Genomic DNA, 14,809 nt, shown 5'->3' on the forward strand with positions numbered 1-14,809 from the left:
GGATCGGGCTGTTGCCGAAAAGCCACATGGTCATGCCGCGATCAGGCCATGGCGGCGCAACGCGGCGAGTATCCCGGCGATCGCGCCCCGGGCCTCGGCATCCGCGATCGCGCCGCCCGCGGGGTCCGCGATGGCCGCGCCACGGGGACCGACCACGGGCAGGCCCTCGATCATCAGCCGCGCGCCCGAAACGTCACCATCATGCCACATACCCCCATGGTAAGTAATTGTTCTAGAGGCGAAACTATTCCAGACGGCCATGCCCTCCCGGGGCTCTACGAAGCGCCAGCCCGCGGTCGTCCATCCTGCGATCGCGCCCGCCCTGCCAAGCCAGGCGCCGGTCGGCGCCGGGCCCACGATCCAGCAATCGCCCGGCCGGGGATCGGCGGGCGGCGCGTCGACGCCCAGGCCGATCACCGCCGCGCCGAGCGCCAAATCAATCGTGACCAACGCTTCGTTATGCGTGATTTCTTTGCCCGCCTGACCGGCCGCGAGCAGCGGCAGCGCGAATCGGTCCGTTGTGAAGTCATTCATTCGACGTGCCTTTCCATCTCAAGGCGGGCCGGCGCCGAGGTCGCCAGCGTTCCGCATTGCACCACGCTGACGCGCCCCCCGGGCCCGGGCAGCGCATCCGCGTCGATCCGCAGCCGCGGTTCGGCGGTCGCGATCGTGCGATCGGCACCGTCGCCGCGCAGCGGATCGGACAGCGTGACGCGATAGGCCTCCCGTTCCTCGCCAAGCGGCGCATCCAGATCGTCGGCCCAGGTCCATCCCGAGCGGCTCCGCCGCGTCCAGCGCAGCGTCGCGCCATCGGCATCGCGCTCCAGCGCGAGGTGGACGGGCGGCGGCGGCGCCACCGACCGGCCGTCCAGCCGCACCGCGGCGGTCGCCGGCGCGTCGCCGTCGCCGACGCCGCTCGCCATCACCCGGACCGTCCGGCCGACCGCGTCCGCCGGCAGCGCCAGCACCGTCGTTGCCGCCGCCTCGATCAGGACGAAGGCGGCGCCCTCCCCCTGCGTTCCGATCGCCGCCTCCGTGCCGCGCAGCCCGCGCCGGAGCAGCTCCAGCCGCCAACGGCCGGGCGCGATCCGTGTCGCGGTGCCGAACTGCAGCAGCTCGTCGCCGACCAGCGCCAGGTTGGCGCCGCGCGCCCAACCGGCCACGTCCGCATCGGCCAGCGCCGCGCGATCGTCCGGGAACCGGACCTCCATCCGGCTGGCGCGGTCGATCAGGCCCGGCGCCGCGCAAACCGGCGGTTGGGCGACGACGCCGAGCAGCGCGGGCGCCGCCGTCGCGCCGATCGCGATCCAGCTCGCGCCATCATCGAGGCTGTAGAACAGGCTCGCCTGCCGCCACCCCGGCCCGGTGCCCGCCGCGAAGATCGACACGCGCGGCGCGGGCGCCGGCACGTCGTCGAGCCCGGGAAGCTCAACCACCGACAGCATCGTCCGGCCGATCGTCAGGTCGGGTGCCGCCAGCACCCTGCCGCTGCTCGCCGCAGCGGGGTGCGGCAGGTCGGCGGGGGGCTCCAGCGTGAGTGTCGGCGCCATCGCCTCGATGCGCACCCGCACGACGCGCCACGGCACCGAGTCGAGCGTGACGCATTGCCCCGGTACGACGCCGATCGCGTCGAGCCCGGCGGCGATGTCCCGTCGCGTCCGCGCCGCCTCCGCGCGCGCCAGCATCGCCGCGGCGATACCCTTGGCACCGGGCGCGTCGATCACTGCCGGCAGATCGATCCGGTCGCCGCGCGCACCCGGTCCGCCGCGACGGACGCGCTGCACGCCGATCTGATAGTCCCGCGCCGGATCGTGGTGCGCGACCGCGATCTCGCGCGGCACGCCGTCGGCGGCGGCGACGCTGCGTCGCCCGGTGCCGACGGGCCGTCCCGCCGCGAAACCCGCGTCGGTCAGCACGGATGCGTCCACCCGCTCGCCGCGGACCAGCCGCCCGCCATCGGTCCGCCACCAGCCGCCGTCGATCGCGGTCAGCGTCTCCAGCGTGCCCCGCACGCTGCCGCTTGCGGCGAAACCGCCCAGCATCACGCCGCCGTCAGCCGCCACCTGCGGGCACAGCGCCGCAGCGATCGCGCCACTGGCCATCGGTCCGTCATCCGCCTCCACCTCGAAGGTCAGCGAGGGAATGCGATTGCCGAACCGCTCCAGCGGCAGCCGCTCGAACACCGCATAGGCGATCCCGCGATAGGCGGGCGTCGCGTCTTCCGCCGAGGCAATCAGCGGATCGACCGGCTGGTCCTCCCCGCCGCGATGGAGGCGAAAGCCGGTCGTCAGCTTCCAGTCGCCCGCCGCGCCGCGGATCAATTGCCCCTCGGCCCAGATCCGCCCCACCGACCGGATCGGCCGTCCCGACAGCGCGACCGCGAACGAGGCCGCGTAGCTGTAGCGGTTCGTCCCGCCGCCGCCCTTGCCGCCCCCCGCGCGTTCACTGGTCTCGATCAGGTCGGTCGCCCAGATCACCGTGCCCGCGACCCGGATGCGCCCGAACAGCTTCGGGATCGTCGTGCCATAGCTCGACGTCTGGACAGCCAGTTCGGAAAGGCGGGGGCCGTCGCGCGCGGGTGCGCGGAACAGCCTCTGGTCCACGCCCTGGCCCAGCAGCGAGCCGATCGCGCCGCCGACCGGCCCGCCCAGTGCCGTCCCCACCGCGGTCAGTATCAAGGTCGCCATCGTCACCCTCCCCGCGCCGTCGTGCCGGCACCCGCCATGCCCCCAGCATCGGCCAGTCCGCCGCGCCCCGCCGCTCGACGACCCGCCCCAATCCGGCGTCCGCATGGACGATGCCGCCCGCCGTCCGCACGGCGAAATGCAATTGCCCCGGCCCGGCCACGAAGAGCAGTATGTCGCCGGGGCCCGCGACCGCCGTACGTTCCAGCACCGCGTCGAGCCGGGCCACCACGGTCGCCGCGACGCCGCCGCGCAGCGCATATCCCGTCGGCACGCCGCCATCCCATCCGTCCGCGCGCAGCGCGGCGACCGCCACGCCCAGGCAGTCCGCGCCGGCACCATCGCGTCCGTGGAGGCGGAAGCGCGTGCCGATCAGCGCCCGCGCGGCGGCCGCCCCCGCCTCACCCACCGGGGTAACGCGTCAGCAGGTCGATACCCGGCAGATGCGGCTCGCCCCGGAAGTTCGCCGCATTGCCGAACCGGCCTGCGCAGGTGGCGAGGCTCTTGTCGCATCCCTCGGCCAGTTCGACGAGCGCACCGGGCGCGACGGCAAAGGCGGGCGGCTGCGCCAGTGCGACCGTCCGCCCGTCCGACGCGGCGATCGCCTGGTCGAGCCCGGCATTGGCACCGCCGAACCAGCGCAGCCGCCCATCGGCATAGGCGCCGCCCGACGGTTCGTCGGCATCGACCGTGATCATCCGCCCGGCCGCCGCGACGACACGAACGAACCGCCGCCGGCCCGCCATCGCGACGCGGCAGCGCGCATCGCCCAGCTCGGCACGGCATTCCGGCGACGTCTCCTCTGCCACCGGCCGCGCCAGCGCCGCCGTCACCCCCGCCAGTTCCGCCGTGAACCCGCCCTGCGCCAGCTCGACCGCGCCGATCGTCCCCTCGCCCAGCTCCGCGACGACCGTACCGTCCGACCAGTCGACCGCGAACACCCGCACCCGCGCCCCGTCCCAGCGTCCCGCGATCAGGTCCGTCTCTCCGATCGCACCGCTCGTCAGCGCGCCCGCGACGTCCATCGTGTCCGGCTCGAGTCCGGCCGCCCGCACGACCGCGGACGGCGTCATCCCGGGCGAGGCCCGGTGGATCAGACCGTCGATGGTCAGGTCGCGGTCGTGCGCGGTCAGGCCGATCGCCACCCCGTCGCGTCGCTCGACCCGCCAGCACAGGGCGATCGTGCGCAGATCCCCGCTCATGGCCGCACCTCGATCAGCGGCACCGACGGCGCCTCGCCGGCCAGGAAGGTCGCGCGATTGACGGTCAGCCGGTCCTCCGCGAACCGCACCACCACGTCGAAGGTGAAGCTCGCCGTCACCGCCGCGCCCGCCGCCGGCGCGGCGTCCAGCGTCACCACGCCGTCGCCGTCCACCGAAAAGCCTTGCGTGGGCTGGCCGGCGACCGCGATGCTGACGCTGCCCGCGACCGGGCGCACGATGCGCCGCGTCGCCTCGCCATAATGCCGCACCAGCGGGAAGCGTCGCGTCACGCCGTCGCCGGTGCCGATCGCCTCGTCGACGCCGCGACTGTCGAAGGGGTCGCGCAGGCGGAACGCCCGCGCCGGCCCCATCCGGGCGCGAAAGAAGGCGAGCAGGATCGCGACATCCGCCTCGGCGCGGAGGCCGGGGCCGATATCGTAATGCGTCCGCGCCTCCGCCCAGCGGGCATTGCGCTGTTCCGCACCGCCGGCCGCCGTCAGGATATCCGTCGAGAAGGTCGGCGAGACCTGTGCCTCGCGGCCCAGCGCGATCGGGAACAGCACGTCGTCATAGGCCTGCATCGCATCCTCCCCGCCGCCATCCGCATCGTCGAAGCGTATGAAGCCGTCGCGCACCACCTGCGGCAGTGCCCACAGCACCACCGAGGCGACGCCACGCGCCCTTGCCGCCGCGGCCGCCGCCTCGATCATTGTCCATTGATCGGCTTTCGCGGCATCGAGCACGAACCCGGACAGGTAATGCTGCCGCGTGGGCGGATAGCGCAGCCGTGCCTCCGCCGCCGCGACGCCGCGCGCCGTGGCGACGCTGTCGCCCGCCGTGACCCAGTCGTAATCCTCCAGCTGCAGCACGTCGAACGCCGGATAGGCCCAGCCGACCGGCATGTTGGCCCGTTTCGCCTCCGGCGCCGCGGTGTCGAGCACCGTCGGCAGGAACGTGAGGAGGTGCGTGACGCAGCCCGGCGCGACCGCTCTGGCCGCGGCGCACAGGGCCGCGGTCGATGCGGCCAGGCATGCCCCCGCACGATCCAGCGTCGCGCGCTGGTCCGTGCTCAACGGTGCGCGCAGCGTGGGGATCGCCGCCGGTGCGAACGCCGCCGCCGCCGCCGCATCGTAAAGGCATGGCCGCCCGTCGGCCATCGTCCACCACCACGGCTCGCCGACCTGGAATTTCGCCGCCAGGCCGGCTGCGACCGCCAGTCCCATGAATGCCGCCGCGACCTGTCGCAGATAGGCCATCGCACCCGCATGGGCGGGGCTGAGCAACGTCGACGGCGGCGTCCAGCCGGTCAGCGCCGGACTGCCGTCGGCGGCGCGCTGCTTCCAGTCGTTCCAGCAATGCGCGTCGAACAGCTCGTAGCTCATCGACCAGATGATGTCATAGCCCAGCGCCTGCGCGCGTGCCGCGAAATCGCGATGCCAGGCGGCGCAGGCGGTGTTGAGCGCACCGCCGGACAGGCTGACGTAATAGCCGCCGTACAGCGCCTCGAGCCGGAAATAGTGGCTCATCCCGACATAATGCGTGATCGCGCCGCGATAGCCGAGATGCAGCGCGTTGCGGAGCAGCCGCGCCGGCGTCAGATTGTAGCAGTCGTCATAGCCGCTGGCGATCTGGAAGGCCTGTTCCGGCAACACCGCGTCGCCGATCGCCAGCACCGATCCCGGCCCCTCGCACCCGATGTCGGTCAGCTCGACCCAGGCCTCCTGCGCCACCGGAAGCGGTCCGTCGACACCGTCGTACCCGGGCGGCACCAGCGACACGAACATGCGATCCACGTCGCCCGCCCACACCGGATCCGCTTCGCCCGGCAACAGGAACCCGCCCGCGACACGCGCGAAATCGATGGTGACCCGCGCATCCTCGGGCGTGCCGGTCGCGTAATTCCACAGCCGAACGTACCAGGATCGCGGCTGCCCCAGGCTGTCGCGCCCCTCGATCGTCAGCACCGGGCCGTTGACCGCGTCGAGCGCGCGCACCCCCTCCGAGCGCCAGCGGAAGTTCAGGCGGCAGTCGCGGAAATCGCGCGCGGTCGCATAGCGCAGCAGCGGATGGTCCCAGCGATCCTCCGCCTCCCAGATCAGCCCGGCGAGATCGTCGCGCTTGTAGAAGACCGCATCGACGCGCAGCGCGTCCGACGCGGTCGTCGTCACCGCCGCCATCATCGGGCGCGGAAAGTTGACCGTCCAGAAACGCGGGTCGAACCGCGTCACCACGCCTTCGACCTGCCCGGCCCGCGCGCGGCACAACCGATGTCCCATGGCGCGTGTCTCCCTGTCATTGCGATCGCACGGAAAAGGCGGCGATCGCCCTTTCGCCCGGGACAGGCCGGATGGCGGAGGCTGCCGCACTGTCGCTCAGCGGAACCCACGGGGCAAAGTCCCGCCAGCCGGCCGGGCGTGACGCCTCACCCGTCCAGCGCGGCCTTGACCGCGCGCGCCACCTGCCGGCTCGATTGTTGCAAAGCCGCCGGCGCCGCGCCGGGCTCCGCGCGCACGGTGATGGCGACTCGTATGTCGCGTGCCGCGGCCGGCGGCGACGGTTCCACCCGTCCGGCGCTGGTCGGCACGAACAGTTCGGGACCACGCTCGCCGACCATATAGGCTTGTCCCGGCGACACCGGACCACCCGTCGCCCGCCCGGCAAGGCCGAGCAGGCTCACCAACGCCCCGCCCAGCGTCTGCGCCTGGCCGCCCGTCGCCGCGCCCACGCCCGCCCCGATCGCCGCACGCGCGATCTCGCCGAGCGCGGCCAGCGCCACGCTCTTCAACTGGTCGAAGCCGAATGCGCCCTGTTTGGCCGCGCGCAGCAGCGCGGTCTCGATCGATCGCCCCGCCCGCATCGCACCCAGGCCCAGCGTGCCCTCCAGCGTGCCGCGCATCGCCTCGACCTCGCGCGCGAACGCGCCCGTATCCAGCCGCACCCGCGCCGCCATCGTCTCCAGGTCATCCATCGGGATGCTCCTTCCGCAACCGCGCGATCAGCGCCGCATCGGCGGGCGGCACCGTTGCCCCTTGGGGCGCAGCGACGCCGGCGACCACGGCGGCGATCTCCGCCGGCGTGGCCTGCCAGAAGGCGTCGGGGCTCCACCCCAGCCCCGCGCCGACGATCCCCGCCAGCCGCGCCGCCCCCTCCCCGAACGTCGACATTTCAGCGCCCCGCCAGGATCTGGCTCAGCAGCACGCGCAACACCGGTGCCAGCTTTGCCAGCCCCATCGCCGCCAGCGCCTCGCCCAGCACCTCGCGCGTCACCCCCTCCGGCACCTCGCGCAGGCAATGCCAGAACAGCGCCACCGTCTCGGTGAGCGACAGTCTGCCCGCGACGGCGCGTTCGACCAGCGCGAAGAGCGGCCCCAGCTCGCCCTCCGCCGCGACCAGCGCCTGGAAGCTGGGGCGCAGTACCAGGTCCGTGCCGTTGACCCGCACGGCCGCCTCGCCGCGCAGCGGATTGGCCGGCGCCGTCATGCCGCCACCACCGAGCCGGCGCTCTCGAGGCTTAGCGTGTACGAGCGTTCGCCGTTGAAATCGCCCGCATAGTCCAGGCGCGTGACGAGGAAGCGGCCGGTCAGGCTATCGCCCCCCTCGAAGCTCAGCCGATAATCGTCGGTCGTGCCCGCGAGCGCATTGCCCTTGATCCTCGCTTCCGCCGCCGATCCGGTGAAGACGCCCGCGCCCGACACGCTGACGCTGCGCACGCCGGCGCCGGACAGCAATTGCCGCCAGCCGCCCGAATCCTTGGTGGTCACCACCACCGTCTCGCCGTTGATGCTGAGCTGCGTCGTACGCAGTCCCGCCACCGTCGCGAAGACGGGGTTCGCCCCGCCGTCGCCGACCTTGAGCAGAAACGCGCTGCCCCGTTCCACTGCCATATCCCGTCTCCCTTCGTTGTGATGCGGTGCGCGCCCGTCACCCGTTCGCCCGGTACAGGCGCACCGCGAATTCGGTCATGCCGGTCCAGCGCCGCCCCTTGCCCACGATCCGGCTGCGCGAGAGCGCGACGCTCGCCAGCCGCCAGCCGCCCGCGCCGAGGTCCGTCGGCATCGCGTCGACCGCCGCTTCCACCCCCGCCAGCAGACGGCGCAGCCGGTCGGGTGCCTCCCCCTCGTCCTCCGCCGCGATGACGATCGTGCCGCCGCGCCCGCTCAGGGCCGCCGCGTCGATTGCCGCCAGCACCGGCTCGCCGACCACCGCAAAGGGCAGCGCGGCGCGCACCGGCGGCGCATCGAACACGCGGAGCGGCGCGAGTTGGCGGAGCATGGCCGCGCGCAGCGCCTCGCCCGCGCCGTTCACAGCCGCACCTGACGATAGGGCCGCAGCAGCGCGGCGACCGCCGCGGGCGGCTGCGCGTCCGCCTCGCGATGCTCGAACAGATGCGCCGCGATCAGCGTGACGCCCGTCGCGACGGGACCGGGCAGGTCGCCCCAATCGCCCAGCCCCGCGACATAGCTGATCGCCACCCGCCCCGCCGCGCCGGGCGCCAGCACGCGCACCCAGCCGACGCCGCCGCTGTCGATGTCATAGCCATAGGCCTCGACCGGCAGCACGAACGGCGCGCCCTCCGCCGGCAGGCCGACGGCGCCGGTGATCCCGGCGACCGGCGCCCGCGCCAGCCGCTGCCAGCCGGTGCCTGCGCCGATCACCGCTTGGTGCGTGCGCCGGATCCAGGTCCGTCCGCAAAAGTCCTCCGCCACGCCGAGCGCGCAGTCGGCGCATCGCGCCATCACCGCATCCGCCTCGACGCGCAGATATGCGCCCGCCGCCGCCGCCGCATCCGCGACCGCCGCGGCGGGAAATGCCCCCTCCGCCATTCGCGCCTCCCGCCTTCATCGATCCGCCCGTGCGCGGGAGCGGCGCCCGCCCGGAGCCGCCCCCCCCCCCTTCGGGCGGCCCCCGCCCGGACCCACCCCCTCGCCCGTCGGCCTCACGCCGCCGCGAACTTCATCAGCTTGATCGCCTCGCTGTCGGCGACGCACCCGCCGATGCGCCGCGTCGCGTAGAAGCTGACGAACGGCTTGTTGGTATAGGGATCGCGCAGGATCGCGGTCTCGCTGCGCTCGGCGATCAGATAGCCGGCCCGGAAATTGCCGAACGCGATCGACAGGCTGTTCGGCGCGATGTCGGGCATGTCCTCCGCCTCGACGACCGGATAGCCGAGCAATGTCGCCGGCTGCCCGCCTGCCAGGCTCGGCTGCCACAGGGGAACGCCGTCGCCGCTCTTGAGCTTGCGGATCCGGGCCAGCGTCGCCGCATTCATGACGAAGCACGCGCCCTGCCGGTACGGCGCGCGCAGGCTCTGGACTAGATCGACCAGCCGCTCGTCGGCGCCCGCACCGAAATCGCCAGCGCTGCCCGTCGCCAGATATTGCAGCGTCCCCAGCGGCCGCGCGCCGTCCTTCGCCGCCGCCGTCGGCGCCTGCAGGAACCCCTTGGGACGGTTGACGCCGCTGCCGTTGACGAAGGCCGCGCCCTCCGCCCTGGCGAATTCCTGACCGATCTCGCCCGCCAGCCATTGCTCGACGTCGAACGCCGCGTCGTCCAGCATCGCCTGGCTCGCGCTGGGATTGGCGTAGAGCTCGCCCATCGGCGGCACGAGTTCGGCGAAGACGGGCGTGGCCGTCTCGGGCCGCGCCGCGGTCTCCGCCGCCCAGCCGGACGGGGTCCCGCCGGTGGTGATCAGCTTGCGATAGCCCGCCGACCCGACCTGCACCACCTGCGCGATGCCGCGGATCGGCGAGATGGTCTTCATCACCGACGCGATCTGCGCGTCGATCTCGCGCGGCACCGCATAGCCGCCGGCGTCGCCGCTGACGCCGGTGAACGCCTTCATCTCCAGCGTCGCGCCGCTCCGCACGAAGCCCGCGAACGCCCCGGTTTCTTCCGCCCGCGCGCCGTCCAGCGCCGGCCTCTCGACCACGTCCATGCCTTTTCTCCCTCGTTGAAACCCGCCGCTCAGCCGAGCCGGTCGATCCGTGCCAGCGGCTGCATCGGCACCGCCACCAGGCTCACTTCGGCCAGTGCGACGCGCAGCAGTTCGCGCCGCGCGCGCTGGCACACCGCGAGCGGCCGATAGCCGACCGACAGGCCCGCCAGCGCGCCGCAGCGCACCAGCCGCGCCACCGCCGCATCGTCGATCGTCCCGGTGACGCGCAGGCCGTGCGCATCCTCCCCGATCGCATCGATCCGCCCCACCGGCGTGCCGCGATGGTCGCGCAGCAGCGGCACCATGTGCGCCCCGGCAAAGGCGCCGGCCCGCATCACGTCGCCGGCACGGTCGACGCGGTCGAACACGGCGGCATAGCCCGCGAAGCTCAGCGCAGCCACGCGCCGAACCCCAGCTTGATCGCCAGTCCCGTCAGCAACAGCGCCGCGCACCAGCCCGCCGCCGCCTTCCACGCGGAGGTCTTGGCCGCCCGCCATGCGCCGATTAGCTGGCGCAGTTCGGCAAGGTCGCCATGCGCCGCCTCGTCCGCCAGCCCCAGCCGCGTCAGCGCCCGCGTCGCCCCCAGTTCGCCCGCCTCCTCGACGATCGCGCGCAGCGTGGTCACGTCCGCGCCCTCGCGCGCGCCCTGCGCCAGCAGCTGCGTCAGCACGTCACCGCTCATCGCCGCGCCTCCCCGATCCCGAGCATCGCCCGCTTCTCTTCCAGCGTCAGGAAATCCGCGGCGGTCACGGAAGCCCATAATTGCGCGCGCTCCTCCGCCAGCGCCGGCACATGGTCGAGGTCGACCGCCAGCGCCGCCCCCTCGAACCAGCCCGCCAGCCCCTGCGCCAGGCCCCGCAACAGCGTGTCGGCGAGCGGCAGCACCGTCAGGCGCCAGAGGGCCCGGTTCGCCTCGCGATAATTCGCATAGGTCGCATCGCCGGGCAGGCCGAGCAGCATCGGCGGCACCCCGAAGGCGAGCGCGATCTCGCGCGCCGCCGTCGCCTTCAGCCCGACGAAATCCATGTCGGCGGGCGACAGCGACAGCGCCTGCCATTTCAGCCCGCCTTCCAGCAGCATCGGCCGCCCGGCATTGCCCGTCCCCGCGAATCCCGCCTCCATCTCCGCCTTCAGCCGGTCGAACTGGTCCGCCGACAGCGCCGATCCGTCGCCGGGATCGTAGACCAGCGCCCCGGACGGCCGGGCGGCGTTGTCGAGCAGTGCCTTGTTCCACCGCGCCGCCGCATTGTGGATCGCGATCCCCGGCGCGGCGACGCCCAGGCACCCCATGCCGTAATGATCGTCGAGCGGATTGAAGCTGCGGACGTGGATCACGTCCGGCCGTGGCCCCTCGGCCGTCAGCCGCGCCACCCGCTCGCCCACGCGATAGCGATAGGCGGCGGGCCAGCCCCCGGCGTCGACCTCGACCGACACGCGCTCGGGCCGCAGCGCATAAAGCGCGACCGCGCCGCCATCCGGATCGCGCAGCACCTGCACATAGGCGTTGCCGTGCAGCAGCAGCTGCGCCGCCGCCGTCTCGAGCAGCGCCTGTCCACCGTCACGCGCGGCGACCATGGCGGCGAGCGCGGGCGCCGACGCGACCAGCGGCGCGCCGCCCACGGCCTCGGCGATCAGCTTCACCGCGCGCTGCGCGATCGGATTGCCGGCAAAGCCCTCGCGCAATTGCGCCTCATAGGACCGGGGCCACGTCCCCGCCTCCATCGGTCCCGCGCCACGCGCCAGCGCCGGGCGCGCGCCGTCGCGCGTCCGTTTTCCGAACAACCGCATCCCATCTCTCCTGGCTCTCGGCCTTCCGGCCGGCGGGCGGACGATCAAAGTCGCGCCGCGCAACTCCGTCGCGATTTGGCCCTCACCCCCACCCGTCCGCCCACGCAGCCTATCCCGGATGGGCGGCCCAATGGGATGAGGGCCGATACCGCGCCGATCCAGCTTTGCTGGATCGCACACTAGACGCGCCGCACCCCCGCCTGCGTCTTCGGCCCCAGCATCAGGGCGGTGAGCGCCCAGACGAGCGCATCCGCCCGATCGGGCGACTGCCCCGGCCCGTGATAGCCGCCGCCGGCGACCAGGCCGCACATTTCGTCCTCCAGCGCCGGAAAGCGGCCGCAGTGCCGGACCTTGCCGCGTTCGTAGAGCGCCGCGACCGGCTCTGCCCGGGCGGCCTTGCCCCGGCTGGCGCGCACCAGCCTGACCGGCAGCGTCACGTCCGCGGCGAGCAGCACCGACCGCACCATCGCACCGCCTTGGTTCGCCTCCGCCACCACGCGATCCGCGCCGTGCCGCGCGGCGCAGGCCGCGACCGCGCGGGCCCAGCCCTCCGGCGACCCGCCGGCGATGCTCGCATCCTCCAGCACATGGCCGATGCCGTCCCCGTCCAGCGCGACCGCGACGATCCCGCAGGCGTCGCCGCCGCTCCGTCCGTCGCCGGCGGGCGGGTCGACGCCAACGACGACGCGTACCGGCGCGGGCCGCTCCCCGCTCGCCGCCGCGTCGAGCAGCGCGCGCGTCCACAGCGCGCCGGGGATATCGTCGATCATCTCGCCGTCCAGTTCCTGGCGGCCGAGCGTCGTGCCGCCATAGGTGTCCTCGACCTGCTCGACGAAGGCGCGCGGCAGATAGGCATTGTCGCGCGTCCGCCCCCGCGTCTCGACGAGGCCCCGGCTGCGCATCACGCGCCGCATCAGGGCGGTCGGGCGCGGCGTCGTCGTCACCACCACGCGCGGGTGCGCGCCGCGCCGCATGCCCATCATCAGATTGTCCCAGGCGGCGTCGCCACGGCGCCATTTGGCCAGTTCGTCGCACCATGCCGCATCATGCTCCGGACCACGCAACTGGTCGGGCGCATCGGCCGAATAGACATAGGCGACCGCGCCGCCCGGCCAGCGCACTTCGCCCCTGTGCTGCAGAAAGCGCGGCGCCTTGTTGAACCGCGCTACCGCCCGCAGCCCGCTCGGCCCGTCGATCATCACCCGACGGACATCCTCGGCGGTCGCGCCGACCAGTGCGATCCGCGCGTCGTCGTTACCGACCGCCACCGCCGTCACCCATTCCGCGCCGGCGCGCGTCTTGCCGAAACCGCGGCCCGCGCGGATCAGCCAGATGCGCCAGAGCGCGTCGGGGGGCGGCGCCTGGCCAGGCTGCGCCCAGCCGCCGACCCAGCGCTCCAGCAACTCCCGCTGCATCGGCTTGGTCAGGCTGCGGACAAGCGCGCGTCGCTCGTCCTCGGGAAGGACGGCAAGCGCCGCGATGATATTGACGCTTCGCTGCGGCGGCCGTTCGCCATCGGCCGCCATCACGCCTCCCCCTGCCGCGATCGCGCCGCGGCGAGCACCGCCAGCTTCTTGAGGATCGCGGCATCGGTTTCGTCGCGCGTCGCGACAACCGGCTTGAAGCCGCCCGCCTTCGCCCGGCCGTCGCGACGCGCGCGATATATCGTCAGCAGCTTGATGCCGCCCTCCCAGTCGACGGGTCCGACGCAATCGGGATCGTCCGGCGCGATGGTGCCGTCGCCGCCGCCCTTCAGGACATGGCCGAGCAGCCGCGTCTCGAGCAGTTGATACCCCGCCTCCAGCGCCGCCGCCCACGCCAGAGCAAAGGCGGTGTTGGTGCGACGACGGTGGTGAACCTGCGTCGGCGTCACGCCGATCGCGCGGGCGGAGGCCGCGACGTTGCAGCTGCCCGCCAGATGGCTGAGGAAGGCCTCCGTCATCTGGCGATTCCAGCGGATCCACTGTCCACGCGGCCGCATCGCGGTCGAACCGGCCTGCGTCTCATCCTGCGCCATGTCGCCTCTCCTGTCGCTTGCGGCCGCGCATCCCGGGGCGGAGGGTCCCGCCGTCCCGGTGGTCTTGCGCTGAGGGATCGAGGCGGGACGGCACCACCGGTTCCGCTGCCGCACCTCGTCGATGTTCCTGTTTTGTGCCATAACAGCGTCACGATGTCAAGCATAATGTGCCAAATAGGTTAAATGCAGGAACAGCAGGGGGTTGATGAGGAGTGTGCAGTGTCGGCGCGGAACTCCGGTCGATGACCTATCCGCCCTCCGTCGGCGCTTGCCTGCCGTCGACAGGACGCGCGCCTTCTAGCTTGGCGATCCCAAGGCGCCGGGCGCCGGGATGGTGGGCATGGACATATCGGTGGGCCGGAAGGGGTACCGTCCTCTCGGGCGGACGATCGCGATCATGGGTTCGGCGACATCCGTCCCGACCGGCACTGATTAAACGCGCGTCCGCTACGACGCATCGGGATCGGAAAGCGGCGGTAGGACAGTCGCCGGCGTCATCGACTCGCGACCCGCCGCGGCGGGCAAGGCGAAGATCGCCGCGCGCCTCAGGGCCGCGCGGGACGTTCGCCGTCGGTGCCCGTCGAACCGCGGGGGACGATCCGCCGCCACCATTGGGCCAGACGCCGCGCCAGTCCGGCGTCTTCCGCCGGTCCGTTCGCGATATCGGCCTGGTGCGCCCGGGCGGCGCCATCGCGCGTCGCATGGTCGCGCAGCGGCTGCTCGCCGGGATAGGGGATATGCGACAGGTTGATCATCAGGCCCGTCACGTCGCGCCCCAGCGTATCGTGGTTTTCGGCATCATAGGTCGCACGCAGCGCGCGACCGACCGGATAGAGCCGTCCGTCCTGCGCCGCCTTCAGCGCGTCCTCGTCCTGATGCCGTTCGTCCATGGGACACCCCTGCGTCTCCGGGGCGATCAACGAACGGCGGCATCAAGGGTTCACGCGACAATCAAGCCGCGCGTCGCGATCGCGTCAGGCCGCGACCGCATCCTCGTCGGGCGCATCGCTCACGGCGTCGCCGCTGCCGTAGCAACGGTCGAGGTAATGGTTGGCGATGATGTAATGCGCGCGCACCGCCATGGGATGCACGGCGCGCTGGGCGAGTTCCAGCTCGGTTTCCGCCCGGTCGTAGAAATAGCTGCTATCGTCCTGCATCGTTCGTACATTTCGTTGTAAGTCAG

The 14,809-nt window shown here is 72.9% G+C and carries 18 protein-coding genes; all 18 read right to left on the minus strand.

Features of this window, described 5'->3' with window-relative positions; translation table 11 throughout:
• Nucleotides 1-30: 30 nt before the first annotated feature.
• A complete protein-coding gene (locus RF701_RS10130) occupies nucleotides 31-534 on the minus strand; it encodes a DUF2793 domain-containing protein (RefSeq protein WP_308814887.1) in 504 nt (167 codons plus the stop codon).
• On the minus strand, nucleotides 531-2,687 hold the full coding sequence (locus RF701_RS10135) for a phage tail protein (protein WP_308814889.1): 2,157 nt from the start codon (nucleotides 2,685-2,687) through the stop codon (nucleotides 531-533). Before RF701_RS10135 ends, RF701_RS10130 begins: the two co-directional genes overlap by 4 nt.
• A gap of 398 nt (nucleotides 2,688-3,085) precedes the next feature.
• Entirely contained in the window at nucleotides 3,086-3,886 is an 801-nt protein-coding gene (locus RF701_RS10140) for a DUF2163 domain-containing protein (RefSeq protein WP_308814890.1), read from the minus strand.
• Nucleotides 3,883-6,162 (minus strand): DUF2460 domain-containing protein, encoded by a 2,280-nt coding sequence (locus RF701_RS10145; RefSeq protein ID WP_308814892.1) that lies wholly within the window; start codon nucleotides 6,160-6,162, stop codon nucleotides 3,883-3,885. The genes RF701_RS10140 and RF701_RS10145 overlap by 4 nt, the downstream gene beginning before the upstream one ends.
• 146 nt (nucleotides 6,163-6,308) lie before the next feature.
• The gene (locus RF701_RS10150) at nucleotides 6,309-6,854 is read right to left on the minus strand and encodes a tail tape measure protein (protein WP_308814894.1); all 546 of its coding nucleotides are present in this window, start codon (nucleotides 6,852-6,854) and stop codon (nucleotides 6,309-6,311) included.
• Entirely contained in the window at nucleotides 6,847-7,050 is a 204-nt protein-coding gene (locus RF701_RS10155; protein ID WP_308814896.1) for a phage tail assembly chaperone, read from the minus strand. The genes RF701_RS10150 and RF701_RS10155 overlap by 8 nt, the downstream gene beginning before the upstream one ends.
• Nucleotide 7,051: 1 nt before the next feature.
• Nucleotides 7,052-7,366, minus strand: coding sequence for a gene transfer agent family protein (locus RF701_RS10160; protein WP_308814897.1), 315 nt, complete (start codon nucleotides 7,364-7,366; stop codon nucleotides 7,052-7,054).
• Entirely contained in the window at nucleotides 7,363-7,770 is a 408-nt protein-coding gene (locus RF701_RS10165) for a phage major tail protein, TP901-1 family (protein ID WP_308814898.1), read from the minus strand. Before RF701_RS10165 ends, RF701_RS10160 begins: the two co-directional genes overlap by 4 nt.
• A 37-nt stretch (nucleotides 7,771-7,807) precedes the next feature.
• A complete protein-coding gene (locus tag RF701_RS10170) occupies nucleotides 7,808-8,191 on the minus strand; it encodes a DUF3168 domain-containing protein (RefSeq protein WP_308814899.1) in 384 nt (127 codons plus the stop codon).
• Nucleotides 8,188-8,709 carry a hypothetical protein gene (locus tag RF701_RS10175; protein ID WP_210357679.1) on the minus strand — a complete coding sequence of 174 codons (522 nt, stop codon included), beginning with the start codon at nucleotides 8,707-8,709 and terminating at the stop codon, nucleotides 8,188-8,190. Before RF701_RS10175 ends, RF701_RS10170 begins: the two co-directional genes overlap by 4 nt.
• Before the next feature lie 113 nt (nucleotides 8,710-8,822).
• Nucleotides 8,823-9,821, minus strand: a complete 999-nt coding sequence (locus tag RF701_RS10180; protein WP_210357678.1) for a phage major capsid protein — start codon at nucleotides 9,819-9,821, stop codon at nucleotides 8,823-8,825.
• A 29-nt stretch (nucleotides 9,822-9,850) separates the two neighbouring features.
• The gene (locus RF701_RS10185) at nucleotides 9,851-10,213 is read right to left on the minus strand and encodes an HK97 family phage prohead protease (protein WP_308815649.1); all 363 of its coding nucleotides are present in this window, start codon (nucleotides 10,211-10,213) and stop codon (nucleotides 9,851-9,853) included.
• Complete coding sequence (locus RF701_RS10190) at nucleotides 10,210-10,503, minus strand: DUF6127 family protein (RefSeq protein WP_203309287.1); 294 nt, start codon at nucleotides 10,501-10,503, stop codon at nucleotides 10,210-10,212. Before RF701_RS10190 ends, RF701_RS10185 begins: the two co-directional genes overlap by 4 nt.
• On the minus strand, nucleotides 10,500-11,609 hold the full coding sequence (locus tag RF701_RS10195; RefSeq protein WP_210357676.1) for a phage portal protein: 1,110 nt from the start codon (nucleotides 11,607-11,609) through the stop codon (nucleotides 10,500-10,502). Before RF701_RS10195 ends, RF701_RS10190 begins: the two co-directional genes overlap by 4 nt.
• 179 nt (nucleotides 11,610-11,788) lie before the next feature.
• On the minus strand, nucleotides 11,789-13,135 hold the full coding sequence (locus RF701_RS10200; RefSeq protein WP_308814900.1) for a terminase large subunit domain-containing protein: 1,347 nt from the start codon (nucleotides 13,133-13,135) through the stop codon (nucleotides 11,789-11,791).
• Nucleotides 13,135-13,626: a hypothetical protein gene (locus RF701_RS10205; protein WP_210357674.1), complete on the minus strand. Its 492-nt coding sequence runs from the start codon at nucleotides 13,624-13,626 to the stop codon at nucleotides 13,135-13,137. The genes RF701_RS10200 and RF701_RS10205 overlap by 1 nt, the downstream gene beginning before the upstream one ends.
• A 545-nt stretch (nucleotides 13,627-14,171) precedes the next feature.
• Nucleotides 14,172-14,516 carry a hypothetical protein gene (locus tag RF701_RS10210; RefSeq protein WP_210357673.1) on the minus strand — a complete coding sequence of 115 codons (345 nt, stop codon included), beginning with the start codon at nucleotides 14,514-14,516 and terminating at the stop codon, nucleotides 14,172-14,174.
• A gap of 84 nt (nucleotides 14,517-14,600) precedes the next feature.
• On the minus strand, nucleotides 14,601-14,783 hold the full coding sequence (locus RF701_RS10215; RefSeq protein WP_210357672.1) for a hypothetical protein: 183 nt from the start codon (nucleotides 14,781-14,783) through the stop codon (nucleotides 14,601-14,603).
• Nucleotides 14,784-14,809 lie beyond the last annotated feature (26 nt).

Origin of the sequence: Sphingomonas sp. GV3 (assembly GCF_031082075.1) — a bacterium.
In the GTDB taxonomy this organism is placed as follows: domain Bacteria; phylum Pseudomonadota; class Alphaproteobacteria; order Sphingomonadales; family Sphingomonadaceae; genus Sphingomonas; species Sphingomonas beigongshangi.